Raw genomic sequence first — 15638 nt, 5'->3', positions numbered from 1 at the left:
AATAAAGATATTACGCCGATGGCAATAAAAAACGCCCCGACCAACCGGCCGGGGCGTTCCCGTATACATTTATAAGGCAAGTCCGTTAGTCCACCAGCACGGCGCGGCCGTCCACCACGTCCTGCTCCACGGATTTGTACTTCACGTCGCGCACCACGCGGCCGTCCATGTACTGCACGTTCACCTTGTCGTTGCGGTTAGCCACTTTCTGGCTGCGCACCGGGGTTTGCTTCACGGCAGCGGGCTGGTCCTGCGGGCCCATGTCCTCAGGGCCGGCGCCCAGCGAGTGCAGCATGTCTTCGTGCTCCACGGTGAAACCGGTGGGCTGCTCCTCGTCTTCGAGGTAGTAGTCGGGCTCGTCGTTGGTGCCCACCATGCTGGTATTCACCGGCACGTCGGCGTGGAAGAGGAAGGTGGCGGTTTCCTCGTTCACCTTGCCAATCATGCGCTTAAACAGCTCGAAGCTCTCGAACTTGTACACCAGCAGCGGGTCCTTTTGCTCGTACACTGCGTTTTGCACCACCTGCTTCAGGTCGTCCATCTGGCGAAGGTGCTGAGTCCAGGCCGTATCAATCACAGATAGCACCACCACCTTCTCCATCTGGCGCAGAATGTCGTGGCCGCCGGTGGCCTGGGCGCGCTTCAGGTTGGCAATGGCCTGCACCTGCTTCTTGCCGTCGGTGAAGGGCACGGCGATGTTCTCGTAAGGCGCGTTCTGGCTCAGCAAGTCGTTGATGAGCGGCATCGCGTTGGTGGCGATGTGCTCGTTCTTGCTCTGGAAGTAGCCCAGCGCCTCGTCGTACAGCTTCTGCGTCAGTGCCGGCAGCTGCAGCGACGTCAACTCCTGCGCCGTGATGTAGGTGTCGTAGCCGAATACCTTGATGATGTTCAGCTTGAAATCCTCGAAGTCGCCCGTGATTTTGTGGCCGGCGGCGATGTCTTCGCTCACGTCGTACACCATGTTCAGGATGTCGACTTCCATGCGGTCGCCGTGCAGGGCGTTGCGGCGGCGCTTGTACACCACCTCGCGCTGGGCGTTCATCACGTCGTCGTACTCCAGCAGGCGCTTGCGGGTGCCGAAGTTATTCTCCTCCACTTTCTTCTGGGCGCGCTCGATGGAGTTGGTAATCATCGAGTGCTGAATCACTTCCCCTTCTTCCATGCCCATGCGGTCCATCAGCTTGGCAATCCGGTCCGAGCCGAACAAACGCATCAGGTTGTCCTCCAGCGATACAAAGAACTGCGAGGTACCCGGGTCGCCCTGGCGGCCGGCGCGGCCCCGCAGCTGACGGTCTACCCGGCGCGATTCGTGGCGCTCGGTGCCAATAATGGCCAGGCCACCTGACTCTTTCGAGGTTTCACGCAGCTTGATGTCGGTACCGCGGCCGGCCATGTTGGTGGCGATGGTCACGGTGCCGGGGTAGCCGGCGGCGGCCACAATCTCGGCCTCACGCTGGTTCTGCTTGGCGTTGAGCACCTGGTGCGGAATGCCGCGCAGCTTGAGCATGCGCGACATCAGCTCCGAAATCTCCACCGAAGTCGTACCCACCAGCACCGGGCGACCGGCTTCCACCAGCTTCTGGATTTCGAGGGCCACGGCGTTGTATTTCTCACGCACCGTCTTGTACACCTGGTCATCCGAGTCCTTGCGCTGAATGCCGCGGTTGGTCGGAATCACCACCACGTCGAGCTTATAGATTTCCCAGAACTCGCCGGCTTCGGTTTCGGCCGTGCCGGTCATGCCGCACAGCTTGTGGTACATGCGGAAGTAGTTCTGCAGCGTCACAGTGGCGTAGGTCTGCGTCGCGTCTTCCACGCGCACGTTTTCCTTGGCCTCAATGGCCTGGTGCAGGCCGTCGGAGTAGCGGCGGCCTTCCATTACGCGGCCGGTCTGCTCGTCCACGATTTTCACCTTGCCGTCGTCGGTCAGGATGTACTGGTCATCCTTCTCGAACAGCGTGTAAGCCTTCAGCAGCTGGTTCACGGTGTGCACCCGCTCGCTTTTCTCGTTGTAGTCGCTCATCAGCTTGTCTTTCTGATGCAGCTTCTCTTCGGCCGACAGCGCGGCGTTTTTCTCGATGTCGGCAATAGCCATGCCGATGTCGGGCATGATGAACAGCTTGGGGTCTTCGCCCTGCGCCGTAATCAGGTCAATGCCTTTCTCGGTCAATTCAATCTGGTTGTTCTTCTCGTCAATGGTGAAGAACAGCGGCTCGTCGGCCTTGGGCATCTGGCGCGAGTTGTCGGCCAGGTAATGGTTTTCGGTGGCTTGCAGCACCGCCCGGATGCCGGGCTCGGAGAGGTACTTGATAAGCGGCTTGCTCTTGGGCAAGCCGCGGTGGGCGCGGAACAGCATGAGGCCACCCTCACCGTTTTTATCACCCTCTTCCACGCCGGTTTTGCCTTCGGCAATCAGCTTGCGGGCCTGCACGAGGTAGTTCTGCACCACCTTCTTCTGCTCGTCTACCAAGCGCTGAATGCGTGGCTTGAGCTGGTAAAACTCGTGCACATCACCGCGCGGCACCGGGCCGGAGATGATGAGCGGCGTCCGCGCATCGTCAATCAGCACGGAGTCCACTTCGTCGACCATCGCGAAGTGGTGCTTGCGCTGCACCAGTTCCTCGGGGTCGCGCGCCATGTTGTCGCGCAGGTAATCGAAGCCGAATTCGTTGTTGGTGCCGTAGGTGATGTCGGCCTGGTACGCGGCACGACGCTCCGGCGTGTTGGGCTGGTGCTTGTCGATGCAGTCCACTGTGATGCCGTGAAACTCGAACAGCGGCGCGTTCCACTCCGAGTCACGCTTGGCCAGGTAGTCGTTCACCGTCACCAGGTGCACGCCTCGCTTCGACAGCGCGTTCAGGAAAGAGGGCAGAGTCGAAACCAGCGTTTTGCCTTCACCGGTGGCCATCTCGGCAATTTTGCCCATGTGCAGCACCGCGCCGCCCATCAATTGCACATCGTAGTGCACCATGTCCCAAGTGATTTCGGCCCCGGCGGCGGTCCACTTGTTGGCCCAGATGGCTTGGTCGCCCACAATCTGGCAGTTGGTGTGGGTGGTGGCGTACTCGCGGTCGCGGGCGTTAGCGGTTACCACCAGCTGGCCGTTTTCCTTGTAGCGGCGGGCGGTATCCTTCACGATGGCGAAAGCGGCAGGCAGCACCTCCAGCAGCACGGCTTCGAGGTCCTTGTTGCGCTGCTTTTCCAGCGCGTCAATCTGCTCGAAGAGGCCTTCTTTGGCAGCCACGTCCAACTGGGGCTGCGACTCAATTTGCTGGTGCAGGCTGGCAATCTGGCCGTCGAGGCCGGCGAGGCGCTCGGCGATGCGGGCGCGCACCACGTCGGTTTGCGCGCGCAGCTGGTCATCAGTCAAGCCGGCCAGTTTGGCATATTCGGCATTAATCAGCGCCACGTAGGGCGTGATTTCCTTTAAATCACGCTCCGACTTGGAGCCGAATATTTTGGCGACGGTCTTGCCTAGGAAGTCAAACATCAGGTAGTTTTTATAGCGAAATGCGTTTGCGCGCACCTCAAATTTACGGAGCGTTCTGCTAAAACCGTCCCAAAACAAAAAGCCCCGCCAAATTGGCGGGGCTTTTCGTTGCAGTCGAAGAACGTCATGCAGAGCGCAGCGAAGCATCTTGCCCGTGCGACGCAATCCAATCGAGAGGATTAGTGACTGCGGTAAAGATGCTTCGCTGCGCTCTGCATGACGTTCTGCTTGTTCGCTACAGCGCTACTCCTGCTGCGGCGAGCGGCTCACTAGCTTCTCCACCAGCGACGAGCTGCCCGAGATGGCCGGCAGCACCGGCGAGGTAGACTTCTCTTTCTCCGTCAGCTTCTTGTACAGCGTGAGGGCCTGGGCCACTACCTGGTCCATATTGTAATACTTGTAGGTAGCGAGGCGGCCCACGAAGTGCACGTTAGGCGTTTCGTCGGCCAGCTTCTTGTACTTGTTGTACAGCTCGGCGTTTTCGGGCATCGGGATGGGGTAGTACGGGTCACCTTCGGCCTGCGGGTACTCGTACACGAGGGCCGTTTTGGGGTGCTCCTGGCCCGTGAGGGCCTTAAACTCGGTGATGCGCGTGTAGAGGTTGTCGTTGGGGTAGTTCACCACCGGGGCGGCCAGATGCTTCTCCTTGTTCAGCGTTTCGTGCTTGAACTCGAGCGAGCGGTAGGGCAGTTTGCCAAATTTGAAGTCAAAATACTCGTCCACGGGTCCCGTGAAAATCATTTCCTTGAAGGGAATGAAATCCATAATCTCGTGGTAGTCCGTGTTCAGCATCACCTTGATGTTCGGGTGGTCGAGCATTTTCTCGAACATCCGGGTGTAGCCGTGCAAGGGCATGGCCTGGTAAGTGTCGGTGAAGTACCGGTCGTCGCGGTTGGTGCGAGTGGGCACGCGGCTAGTCACTGATTTATCGAGTTGCGAGGGGTCGAGGCCCCACTGCTTGTTGGTGTAGTTCTTGAAGAACTTGTTGTAAAGCTCACGGCCCACTTTGCTCACCACCACGTCTTCCGACGTCTTTACAACATCAACCGGCTCGGCCACCGAGGCGAAAAACTCCTCTACTTCAAAGCTGGTCAGGTTCAGGCCATACAGCTTGTTGATGGTGTCGAGGTTGATGGGCATGGGCACCATCTGGCCGTCTACCGAGGCGAGCACGCGGTGCTCGTAGGGGCGCCAGTCGGTGAAGTTGCCGAGGTATTCGAACACGTCTTTCGAGTTGGTGTGAAAGATGTGCGGGCCGTATTTGTGCACCAGAATGCCTTCCTCGTTGTAGTGGTCGTAGGCATTGCCGGCAATGTGGCTGCGCTTGTCAACGATGAGGACTTTTTTGTTGCTGCGGGTCGCCAGCCGCTCGGCCAGCACGCTGCCGGCGAAACCGGCCCCAACGATAAGATAGTCAAACATGGTGCGTAGGGTATGGATGTGAGTAAGGAAGAACGATTCAGAAGGGAATTGACGGAGTAAAAGGGCCAGCTAGCGGGCTGGCATGATGGGCGGCAGCGTCACTTCCGGCACTTTGGTGGCCATCAGCGGCTCGTGGGCCTGGGTGGTGGTGGCCGCGTCGGGAGTTTTGGCCGCGAGGCGGGCCTGCATCAGGTCCACCATCTGCTGCCAGGTCTGGTCCCACGATATGGTGGCCAGGTAGTCGTCGGTGCGCTGGCGCCAGTCGGCATCGTGGTGCTGCACAAGGGCCTTTTCGATGGCCTTGCCAAAATCGGCGGCGTTATCGGCGATGTGCACCAGGTCGAGGTCGCCGTAAGGCCGCACCACGTCGCGGATGGGCGTACTTACCACGGCGTTGCCGGCGGCGAGGTACTCGGGGGTTTTGGTGGGCGAGATGAATTTGGTGCTTTCGTTATCAGCAAACAACAGCGTCGCCACATCCCAACCCTTCAAATAGGCGGGCAGTTCCTTATAATCCTTGCCGCCGAGGTAGTGCACGTTGGCGGTGCGGGGCAGCGTGGCAGGGTCAATCTTCACCACCGGCCCGATGATGACAAATTGCCATTCCGGATGATTCTGCGACAGCTGACGCAGCAATTCAATGTCCAGCCGCTCATCCACCACGCCGAAGAAGCCGATGCGCGGGTGCGCAATGCCGGCCTGGTCGGCGGGCTCGGCCATCGGGCCGCGGGCTTGGCCAAAGTGGGCCTTGTCGATGCTGCTGGGGAAAGGGTGCGCGTCGGGATGCTGCTCGCGCTTCGATTCGTAGAGCGTGTGGCCGCCGGTGAACACGAGGTCGGCCTTGGTGAACAGCTCCTGCTCGCGCTTCTTCAACTCGGGCGGGGCGAATTTGAAGGCGGCCAGCTCATCCATGCAGTCATACACGGTGAGCTTGGGCGTGAACTGACGCGACTTGCCCAACGCCATGGGCGTGTAGTACCAGAAGATGTAATTGGTAACGCCCTGCTCGCTGAAGTAGTGGCTCAGCACTTCGAACTGGGCCTGGTCGGCGGCTTCCTCGTCGGCGCGCAGGCGCTGGGGCAGGTGCACTACCACCACTTTCACGCCGTTGTCGCGGTCCTTGATTTCAACGTGCGGCTCGATGAGGTCGTCGTTGTGGTAAAAGGCATCTTCGACGTAGAACACCCGGCCCTGCTGGGCGAAGCGCGACATGAGGTGCTGCGGGCGCTGCCACACAAAATCCCAATGCAGGTGCGCGAAGCACACCAAATCGGGCAAAGAATAAGTGGAAGGGTTTTCGGCGGCTGATTCGCTGGGCCGGACAGCGGTGGCGGAAGTGCGTGCAGACGCTTCCACCGTCGAAGAAGGGGGCATGAAAAATAGCAGGAAAAAGGAGTTTCGCGCCGCGCTGGAGGGACTTTCTACCTAACCAGCTGGGACGCTTGCTACCCTATACGGAGCCCGCCGGCCAAAGGATATAGCCCGGCTTACTTTGCTAAGCATTCACCGATTCTTCACTTTATCAATCAGATATACCCTTACGCCAATTCCTCTATCGTTGTTGGACTGTGCAGCAGGCATTGCCATTCCACGGCATCGGCCCAGCCCTGCGCGGTGCGCAGCCAGCCGTACCGGGTGCCCACGCGCCGGAAGCCAGCGGCGCGAAACAGCTTCAAACTCGCCGAATTATCCGCGCCTACGGTGGCGTAAATCTGGTGCAGGCGTAGCACGTTGCGGGCGTGGTGTTGAAGCAGCGCCAGGGCCTGGCGGGCGTAGCCGTGGCGGCGCTCGGCGGCCAGAATGGTGATGCCCACGCCGGCCCGCTGGTGCAGCGGGTCGTAGTCGAACAGGTCGATTACGCCCACGGCCGGGCTGCCAATCTCAGTAGTAATCACGAGCCGCAGCTGGCGCACTACGTAGAAATCAGCGGTGGCGTGTTCCAGGTATTCGCGCAGGGCGTGGCGCGACACCGGCGCGAGCGTATCGGACACGCCCCAGATGTCGGGGTCGTTTTCGAGGGCGTAGAGAAATTCGAGGTCGTCGGGTTCGAGGGCGCGCAGGTGCATGGTGGGATAAAGGTATTGGAAAGGCTTGCCAGGAATATTTTTGAGAAATAAATTGTACACAATCAAACATTACACAACCATTTCAGCTTATCCTATTCGAAACCGCATGGCCACCTCCCCTACCCCATCCGCCAAGAACTCGCTGCTGAAGCTGGAAAGCCAGATTTGCTTTCCGGTTTACGCCGTGTCACGTCTCATTACCAAGGCCTACCAGCCGCTATTGCACGCCCTCGACCTGACGTACCCGCAGTACCTCGTGTTTCTGCTGCTGTGGGAACACGAGCAACTGACGGTGAAGGAGCTGGGAGAAAAGCTGCTGCTCGATTCGGGCACGCTCACGCCGCTGCTCAAGCGCATGGAGCAAAAGCAGTGGCTGAGCCGCCGCCGCGACCCGCGCGACGAACGTTCGGTCATCATCGGGCTACTGCCGGCGGGTAGGGCCTTGGAAGCCCAGGCCCAGCAAATCCCAATGCAGATGCTTAATAAGATGCACATGCCGGAAGCTGAAATTGTGGCTTTGCGCGCCCACCTTACCCATTTACTTACCCAGCTGGCCTAAGGGCTTGCAATTTTTCTTACCCATTTTTTCTTACCGATTACCGATGAAAATCGAAAAAATCTTCACCGCCCAGGCCCTGGCCACGAAGGGCGGCCGCGACGGCCGTATCAGCACCAACAACAACGTGCTCGACCTCGAACTGAGCACACCCAAGGAAATGGGCGGCCCCGGCAAAGCCGGTGCTACCAACCCCGAGCAACTGTTCGCCGCCGGCTATTCGGCCTGCTTTGAGGGCGCACTGGGCGTGGCGGCCCGCCAGGCCAAAGTGAAGCTGGAAAATGTGAGTGTGGAAGCCCTCATCGGCTTCGGCAAGGCCGAAGACGGCGGCTTCGGCATCTCGGCCGACTTGCATGTGAACATCCCCGGCATCGAGCAGAAGCAAGCCGAGGAGCTGGTGGAAGCCGCCCACGGCATCTGCCCCTACTCGCGTGCCACGCGCGGCAACATCGAGGTGAACATCACCACCACGACCAACGCCTAAGCGCGGCTGGTTCCGTTTTTAGTTACTTCTGACAAGGCCTCGGTCTACGCCGGGGCCTTGTCGTTTTCGGCAGTATTGCCATTCATTTTTTAACCCCCAATGCTATGAAAATCGTCTTGATTCTGACCTCGCACGACCAGCTCGGCAACACCGGCCACAAAACCGGTTTCTGGCTCGAAGAATTCGCCGCGCCCTACTACACTTTCGTGGATGCCGGGGCGGATATTACCCTCGCTTCGCCCAAAGGCGGCCAGCCGCCCCTCGACCCCAAAAGCGACGAGCCCGGGGCCCAGACCGAAGCCACCGAGCGTTTCAAAAAAGACCCTGCCGCCCAGAAAGCGCTGGCCAATACGGTGACGCTCGACACCATCAAGGCCGAGGATTTTGACGCTGTGTTTTACCCCGGCGGCCACGGCCCGCTGTGGGATTTGGCCGAGGATAAGCAGTCCATTGCGCTCATCGAAAGCACTTTTGCGGCCGGCAAGCCGCTGGCGCTGGTGTGCCACGCCCCCGGCGTGCTGCACCACGTGAAGGCCGCCAACGGCGAGCCGCTGGTAAAAGGCAAGTCGGTAGCCGGCTTCACGAACACCGAAGAAGAGGCCGTGCAGTTGACCAACGTGGTGCCTTTCCTGGTGGAAGACATGCTGAAAGAAAACGGCGGCAACTACTCGAAAGGTGCCGACTGGCAGCCTTACGTGGTAACGGCCGGCAACCTGATTACGGGCCAGAACCCGGCCTCATCGGAGCCGGCGGCGCAAGAGTTGCTGAAGATGCTGGCGAAGTAAGCTAACGCCATCCAGCCACAAAAAAGGCCTTCCGCACCAGCAGAAGGCCTTTTTTGTGCATTAGAACCAGTGCGCTTACACCTCGCCGCCAAATACACGCACCGCCGGGCCGCTCAGCCACACGTTGGCGAAGCCGCCATCGGGGCGGGTTTCGAAGCTTACTTCCAACTCGCCGCCCATGGTTTGCAGACGCACGGGCGAGGTCGCGCCGCGCTGCGAGGCGGCCAGCGCGACGGCCGTGACGCCGGTGCCGCAGCTCAGGGTTTCGTTTTCGACGCCGCGCTCGTAGGTGCGCACGGGCCAGGCGTGGGCGGGGTCGGCGGGGATTTCGACGAAGTTGACGTTGGTGCCGGCAGGGTCGTAGGCCTGGTCGTGGCGGATGTCGTGGCCAGTGCCGTACACGTCGAACTCGGCCAGCGCGGGGTGTTCCTCAGGGTCGAGGAAGTGAATGTGGTGGGGCGAGCCGGTGTGCAGAAATACGTCGTCCTCCCCCACTCCGGCTTCGATGGGCGCGTTCACGTCAATCATGCGCAGGCGTACGGTGCCATCGGCTTCCACGCGGGCATCGTGGGGGCCGTCGACGGCCAGGAAATGGGTTTCGGAGCTTATTAAACCCAAATGCTTGGCAAAAGCCACGGTGCAGCGGCCACCGTTGCCGCACATGGAACTGGGGCGGCCATCGGCGTTGAAGTACACCATTTCGAAATCGAAATCGGGCTTGTTGCGCAGCAGAATCAGCCCATCGGCCCCGATGCCGAAGCGACGGTGGCAGAGGTGGGCAATCAGGGCGTGGTCGGTTTCGTCGAAGGCGCGGGTACGGTCGTCAATCATCACGAAGTCGTTGCCGGTGCCCTGGTATTTGTGGAATTGCATTTGGGAAAATTGATAGCTTCAATCGAAAAGAAACGTCATGCTGAGCGCAGCCGAAGCATCTCTACTGCAATAGCAAATTGATTACTTGCGCGGTAGAGATGCTTCGGCTGCGCTCAGCATGACGTTCTACAGCATGACGACCACAAAGAAACCGCTACCCCGGCATTTCGTTCCTCAATGGCCCTGCCCGGCCAAATCGCCGCAACGGAGCCAGTTTTCCCAGCGCTTGCGCTTTTTGGCGATTTTGCCGCGCAGGTATTTCTCCATAATCAGGGCGGCGCAGGGGGCGGCGGAGAGGCCACCGAAACCAGCGTTTTCGATGTAGACGGCCACCACGATTTTGGGCTTTTCGGCCGGGGCGAAGCCGGCAAAGGTGGCGTGGTCGTCGCCCTCGTCGTTTTGCACCGTACCGGTTTTGCCGGCTACGGCAATGCCTACGTCGTCGAGGTTGGCCAGTTCGGCGGTGCCGCCGCGGCGCAGCGCGGCCACCATGCCGGGGATGAGCTCGGCAAAGTGGACGCTATCGACCAACGTGCGGTGCAGTTGCCGGAAGCGGGGCAGCGGGCCGCTGCTGCCCACGCTGCGCACGAAATGCGGGATGTAGTAGTAGCCGCGGTTGGCGATGATGGCTTGCACGTTGGCCATTTGCAGGCCGGTGAGGTTGATTTCGCCCTGGCCGATGCTGAGGGAATAGATGCTGCCGTAGGTCCAGCCGCAGCGGCCGCGGCGCTTGTCATAGTAAGCCGGCGTGGGGATGAAGCCGGGGCGCTCCTGGGGCAAATCGACGCCCAGCAGCGTATCGAGGCCGAAGGACCGGACGTGGCGCGTCCAGGCGGCCAGGTTCAGGTGGCGCTGGGCGCAGGTATCCACGGGCTGCACCAGCGTGTCGGGCACGTTATTCACCACGTTGCGCATTACCTGGTAGAAGTAGGGATTGCAGCTGTATTTGAGGGCCTGGGTAAGGTTGCGGGCGTTGGGGTGTTCGTGCACACAGTTGATGAGCGACTGGTCGCAGCGGAAGCCTGTTTCGGCGGTAATGCCGCCCAACTGCAGGGCCACCGCCGCGTTCACCAGCTTGAACACCGAGCCCGGCGGGCTGGCCTGCAGCGCGGCGCGGTTGAGCAGCGGCATGTCTTCGGCCAGCAGCAGGGCGCTGCGCTCGCGGCCCCGGCTGAGAGCGGTGATGGTGGCGGGGTCGTAGGTCGGGGCCGAAACGTAGCAGAGGATTTCGCCCGTAGCGGGGTCGAGGGCCACGATGTAGCCCTTGCGTTCGCGCATGATGCGCTCGGCGTAGGCCTGTAGCTCGGTGTCGAGGCTAAGGTGCAGGTCCTGGCCGGGGTGGTAGGTGGTGTCGGTGGCCCAGGTGCCGTGGGAGTGGTTCAGCACGTCCACCAGGGGATGGTAGGCCCCGAAACTGCCTTTCAGCAGGCCGTTGTAGTAGGTTTCGAGGCCGCCGTTGCGCAGGCGGTAGAAGCGGCCCCGCGCCAGCCGTTGCGCCTGGTACAGGAAGGGCTGGGCATTGGCGTAGGCGTAGCCTAGCACGGGCGCGGCCACGTGCGTGGTGTAATTGCGGGCCGTGTATTCGCGCAGCTTGAGCGTGGGCCACTCGCGCTGGTGGCGGCGCAGCAGGTCGTATTCAGCAACTGTTAAATCCAGTTGCAAGGGCAATTCGCGGCGGCGCAGGTCGCGGCTGCGGTACTCGAAGGCGCTATCGGGCCAGCCCAGCAAACGGTTGAGGCGAGCTGAATCGAGGCGGCCCCAGGATGGCAGCACCAGAAGGTAGCGCGCGCCGGTGTAGGCCAGCACCGAGTCGTTGCGGTCGAGAATCCGGCCCCGGTGCGGCCAGAAAGCTTCACGACGCGGCGTGTACGTATCGTGCGGCAGCATGACGCCCACACCGGGCACCGGCACGCGTCGCCACCACAGCACCAGGACGAGCCCGGCCAGCAGGAAAACGAATAATGCAGCTAACTTCTTGCGGTTGGCAGACAGCATCCGGCAAAGCTACTGTTCTGCCAGCGGGTTGGCCCACCGGCTTCGATGAACGGGGCCTGCGACCTCACGAAGCCGGGCTGCGGGCCGGAATTTCAACTTTGGGGTTAGGTCACTGCTTTGCGCAACAGTGCAATCTGCCCGGTGTGGTAGAGGTAATGTTGCGCCACGCCGTGCAGGGTCACGTAGATGGAGGAGCCATAGCCCACTTGTGCATCGATGGTGGTATTGATGGGCCGGTCAAGGGTTTCATCGGAAACAGTTGCCGCGGCGGCCAGCAGCTGCTCGTGCGCCGTGCGCAAGCCAGCCAGCACGGCTTGCCAGTCGGCTTCGGTGGGGTTTTCGGGGGGTGATGGCCAATCCTCGGCATCGCTCACCTGCACCAAGCTGCCTTCGACCAGCCGGCGGCGGGCTACCTCGGCCCACACCCCGGCGTGGCACGTGATTTCCCAGATGCTGTGGGCATTGGCAATGGGCTGCCGGGCGGCTTGCGCAGCAGTCAGGTCCTTAAGAGTATCCAGCAGCGAGGGACCGGACCATGGCTCGCCATCGAAAGCGCGGCGGAGCTGGTCGAGCAGGCGAGTAATTTCAGGCATAGCGGGTGGAGAAATGGTGGTGGTGAGCAGGATGTGTTTTACGTGCGCCGCTTTCGAAAGTGCAGGTGGTCGTATCGTGGCGTCTGTTCAATGCCGAGACGCAAAGTGTCGCGTCTCTACAGCAGGCAACCTGCCCTACCCAACCCCGCCCTACCGGGCAGGGCCCCTACCTTTGCGGCCTGCTTATGTACGACTTCCTCACCACCTCCCCCTGGCCCGACTACGAGCTGATTGATTCCGGCAACTTCCAGAAGCTGGAGCGTTTCGGTAAATACATTCTCGCCCGGCCGGAGCCCCAGGCTATTTGGGACCCGCACCTGCCGCTCAAGGAGTGGGAAAAGGCCGATGCCGCCTTCGCCCGCGCCCCCGGCTCCACCGAAAAAGGCCAGTGGCGCCTCAAGCCCAGCATGCCCGAGCAGTGGGTGATTGCCTACGAGCGGCCCGATGGTCTGAAATTGAAATTCCGCCTCGGTCTGTCGTCGTTCAAGCACGTGGGCCTGTTCCCGGAGCAGGACCCCAACTGGCAGTTCATTTACAACCAGACGCGAAAGCGCCGCGCCAAACTGCCGCGCGTGCTGAACCTGTTTGCCTACACGGGGGCCGCCACGCTGGCCGCCCGCGCCGCCGGGGCCGACGTGACGCACCTCGATTCGGTGAAGCAGGTGAACTTCTGGGCCCGCGACAACATGGAAGCCAGCCAGCTCGACGGCGTGCGCTGGCTCGTAGAAGACGCCATGAAGTACGTGCGGCGCGAGGTGAAGCGCGGCAGTAAATACCAGGGCCTCATCCTCGACCCGCCTGCCTACGGCCGCGGCCCCAACGGCGAAAAATGGCAGCTCGAAGACGAGCTAAACGAGATGCTCAAGCTCAGCCAGCAGCTGCTCGACCCCGAGGACCATTTCTTCGTGGTGAACCTGTACTCGCTGGGTTTCTCGGCCCTGATTCTGGATAACCTGACCACCGCCATTTTCCCTGGCCCGAAGGCCGTGCGCGAGCTGGGCGAGATTTACCTGCACGACGCCGGCCAGCGCAAGCTGCCGCTGGGCACGTTCTGCCGGTTTGCCACGTAGCGCGGTCGTACCCGGCAGGGACTTTTAGTCCGCGCCTGCCCAATAGCCGTATTGCCCACTCGCTTTGCTAAACTCGCGGACTACAAGTTCGCGCTACTTCCTTACATGCACACCCCGCACGCCCATCGCCGCCTCGCGCTCATTGATTTGGGCACTAACACCTTCCACCTACTCATCGTGGAAATGCCCACCGTGCCCGGCGAAAAGCCGCTGGTCATCCTGCGCACCAAAGCCGGCGTGCGCCTCGGCGAAGGCGGTATCAGCCAGGGCATCATCGCCCCGGCGGCCTACGACCGGGCCCTGCACACGCTGGCCGGCTTTAAGGAAGAGATGGAGCTGCACAATGTGAGCGAAGTGCGCGCCACGGCCACCAGCGCCATGCGCGTGACGAAAAACGGCCCCGAGCTGGTGCGCGACATCTTCGAGCAAACCGGCATTCAAGTCAACGTCATTCCCGGCGAGCGCGAGGCTGAGCTCATCTGCCAGGGCGTGCGCCAAGCAGTGGATTTGGGCGAAGAAGCGCAGCTGATTATGGACATCGGCGGCGGCTCCGTTGAGTTCATCATCGCCAGCCAGCACACCATTTTCTGGAAGCAAAGCTTCGAAATCGGGGCCCAGCGCCTGCTCGACAAGTTTTTCCCCGACCCCAGCGGCGTGTTTCCCGCCGAGGCCGTGGAGGCCGAGCAGCGCTACCTCGCCACCGTGCTCGAGCCGCTCATCGAAGCTGTGCGGCGCTACCGCCCCGCCAGCCTCGTGGGTGCCTCGGGCAGCTTCGACAGCCTGGCCGACATGCAAATCGGTGAGCTGCGCACTGAAAGCCAGCTGCCGCCCTGCACCGAGCTCGCGCTGGAATCTTTCCAGACCAGCTACCGGCATTTGCTGAGCGGCAACCACGAGCAGCGCAAGGCCCTGCCCGGCATCCTGCCCATGCGGGCCGACATGCTGGTAGTGGCCGCCGTGCTCATCGATTTCGTGCTCGGCATTGCGGAAATCACGCTTATCCGCACTTCGGCCTATGCTTTGAAAGAAGGACTGTTAGCGGAAATGCTGGCGGTCTAGCATTTTCGGAGCAAGTTCAGCACGTCATGCTGAGCGCAGTCGAAGCATCTCGCGTGCAGCAGTAAGCCCAATCGTCGGGATTGGTTACGCGGTAGAGATGCTTCGGCTGCGCTCAGCATGACGTTCTTATTAAGTCCCGAAGACCCTAATTACCTAAGTCCCCCCAAATGCCCACCTTCTCCTACAGCCAGCTTTTCACCTTCACCGAAAGCGTTTTCCGCAGCATTGGCTGCCCGGAGGAAGATGCCACGCTGGCCACCGAAACCCTGCTCTCGGCCGACCTGCGCGGCGTGGACTCGCACGGCGTGGCTCGCCTCGTGGGCTACGTTCGGCTGTGGGAGGCCGGCCGCATCAACGCCACGCCCCGCGTGGGTGTGACGTATGAGACACCCAGTACTGCTGTTGTGGATGGCGACGGCGGCCTCGGCCTCGTGGTGGGCCCCAAAGCCATGCGCGTGGCCATCGAAAAGGCCCAGCAAGTGGGTACCGGCTGGGTTTCGGTGAAGAACTCCAACCATTTCGGCATTGCCGGCTACCATGCCATGCTGCCCCTGGCGCACGACATGATGGGCATTGCCATGACCAACGCCTCGCCGCTGGTCGCGCCCACGTATTCGCTGGATAGATTGCTCGGTACCAACCCCATTGCCGTGGCCGTGCCCGCCGGCGAACAGCCCGATTTCGTGCTCGATATGGCCACCACCACCGCCGCCAACGGCAAGCTCGAAATTGCGCAGCGCAAAGGCCTGCCCCTGCCCGAAGGCTGGGCCCAAACCGCCGACGGCCAGCCCAGCACCGACGCCAATGCCGTGAAAAACGGCGGCGCCTTGCTACCCTTGGGCGGGGCCACCGGCTCGCACAAAGGCTACGGTTTGGGCGCGGTGGTCGACATCTTCTCGGCCGTGCTTTCGGGGGCCAACTACGGGCCGTGGGTGCCGCCGTTCGTGGCCTTTCTGCAGCCTTCGGCCAACCCCGTGGGCCAGGGCCTGGGCCACTTTTTCGGGGCCATGCGCGTCGATGCCTTCCGGCCCGCCGACGAGTTCAAGGCCCACATGGATAACTGGATTACCACCTTCCGCAACGCGCAGGCTGTGGAAGGCAAACACGTCCTCATCCCCGGCGACCCGGAGCGCGAAATAGCCGCGCACCGCCTGCTGGATGGCATCCCGCTGCTGGATACCGTGGTGCATGATTTGGAAGGCGTGGGGGCAAAGTTTGGGGTGAAACTGTAGGGCGCGCTCCCGT

Annotated in this window: 13 protein-coding genes; 6 read left to right on the top strand and 7 right to left on the bottom strand. The window is 61.5% G+C overall.

What is annotated here, in order from left to right; all coding sequences use genetic code 11:
• Positions 1-85: 85 nt before the first annotated feature.
• The 4 genes from secA to MON38_RS19555 all read right to left on the bottom strand — a co-directional run bounded on the left by secA (position 86) and on the right by MON38_RS19555 (position 6978).
• Positions 86-3490, bottom strand: coding sequence for a preprotein translocase subunit SecA (gene secA, locus MON38_RS19570; protein ID WP_241937850.1), 3405 nt, complete (start codon positions 3488-3490; stop codon positions 86-88).
• Positions 3491-3733: 243 nt separating this feature from the next.
• A complete protein-coding gene (glf, locus tag MON38_RS19565; RefSeq protein ID WP_241937849.1) occupies positions 3734-4912 on the bottom strand; it encodes a UDP-galactopyranose mutase in 1179 nt (392 codons plus the stop codon).
• Between the two features lie 69 nt (positions 4913-4981).
• On the bottom strand, positions 4982-6286 hold the full coding sequence (locus MON38_RS19560) for a glycosyltransferase family 1 protein (RefSeq protein WP_241937848.1): 1305 nt from the start codon (positions 6284-6286) through the stop codon (positions 4982-4984).
• Between the two features lie 164 nt (positions 6287-6450).
• Positions 6451-6978: a GNAT family N-acetyltransferase gene (locus tag MON38_RS19555; protein ID WP_241937847.1), complete on the bottom strand. Its 528-nt coding sequence runs from the start codon at positions 6976-6978 to the stop codon at positions 6451-6453.
• Between the two features lie 106 nt (positions 6979-7084).
• Here MON38_RS19555 and MON38_RS19550 point away from each other — a divergent pair, with 106 nt between their 5' ends.
• From MON38_RS19550 to MON38_RS19540, 3 genes are all read left to right on the top strand, one after another.
• Positions 7085-7537, top strand: coding sequence for a MarR family winged helix-turn-helix transcriptional regulator (locus MON38_RS19550; RefSeq protein WP_277881573.1), 453 nt, complete (start codon positions 7085-7087; stop codon positions 7535-7537).
• A gap of 43 nt (positions 7538-7580) precedes the next feature.
• On the top strand, positions 7581-8018 hold the full coding sequence (locus MON38_RS19545) for an organic hydroperoxide resistance protein (RefSeq protein ID WP_241937846.1): 438 nt from the start codon (positions 7581-7583) through the stop codon (positions 8016-8018).
• A gap of 104 nt (positions 8019-8122) precedes the next feature.
• Positions 8123-8803 carry a type 1 glutamine amidotransferase domain-containing protein gene (locus MON38_RS19540; protein WP_241937845.1) on the top strand — a complete coding sequence of 227 codons (681 nt, stop codon included), beginning with the start codon at positions 8123-8125 and terminating at the stop codon, positions 8801-8803.
• 75 nt (positions 8804-8878) lie between these two features.
• Here MON38_RS19540 and dapF read toward each other — a convergent pair whose 3' ends face one another.
• The 3 genes from dapF to MON38_RS19525 all read right to left on the bottom strand — a co-directional run bounded on the left by dapF (position 8879) and on the right by MON38_RS19525 (position 12264).
• Positions 8879-9676, bottom strand: a complete 798-nt coding sequence (gene dapF / locus MON38_RS19535) for a diaminopimelate epimerase (RefSeq protein ID WP_241937844.1) — start codon at positions 9674-9676, stop codon at positions 8879-8881.
• A gap of 174 nt (positions 9677-9850) precedes the next feature.
• Positions 9851-11671: a peptidoglycan D,D-transpeptidase FtsI family protein gene (locus MON38_RS19530; RefSeq protein WP_241937843.1), complete on the bottom strand. Its 1821-nt coding sequence runs from the start codon at positions 11669-11671 to the stop codon at positions 9851-9853.
• 104 nt (positions 11672-11775) lie between these two features.
• Positions 11776-12264: a DinB family protein gene (locus MON38_RS19525; RefSeq protein WP_241937842.1), complete on the bottom strand. Its 489-nt coding sequence runs from the start codon at positions 12262-12264 to the stop codon at positions 11776-11778.
• Positions 12265-12449: 185 nt separating this feature from the next.
• On the opposite strand from MON38_RS19525, the gene MON38_RS19520 reads away from it, so the two are divergent.
• The 3 genes from MON38_RS19520 to MON38_RS19510 all read left to right on the top strand — a co-directional run bounded on the left by MON38_RS19520 (position 12450) and on the right by MON38_RS19510 (position 15625).
• Entirely contained in the window at positions 12450-13334 is an 885-nt protein-coding gene (locus MON38_RS19520; RefSeq protein WP_241937841.1) for a class I SAM-dependent methyltransferase, read from the top strand.
• A 105-nt stretch (positions 13335-13439) separates the two neighbouring features.
• Positions 13440-14393, top strand: a complete 954-nt coding sequence (locus MON38_RS19515) for a Ppx/GppA phosphatase family protein (RefSeq protein WP_241937840.1) — start codon at positions 13440-13442, stop codon at positions 14391-14393.
• A 167-nt stretch (positions 14394-14560) separates the two neighbouring features.
• Positions 14561-15625 carry an Ldh family oxidoreductase gene (locus tag MON38_RS19510; protein ID WP_241937839.1) on the top strand — a complete coding sequence of 355 codons (1065 nt, stop codon included), beginning with the start codon at positions 14561-14563 and terminating at the stop codon, positions 15623-15625.
• Positions 15626-15638: the final 13 nt, after the last annotated feature.

Source organism: Hymenobacter cyanobacteriorum, assembly GCF_022631375.1.
Classification (GTDB): domain Bacteria; phylum Bacteroidota; class Bacteroidia; order Cytophagales; family Hymenobacteraceae; genus Hymenobacter; species Hymenobacter cyanobacteriorum.
Note: the sequence above shows the minus strand (reverse complement) of the source record. Positions and strands in the feature narration are given on the sequence as shown.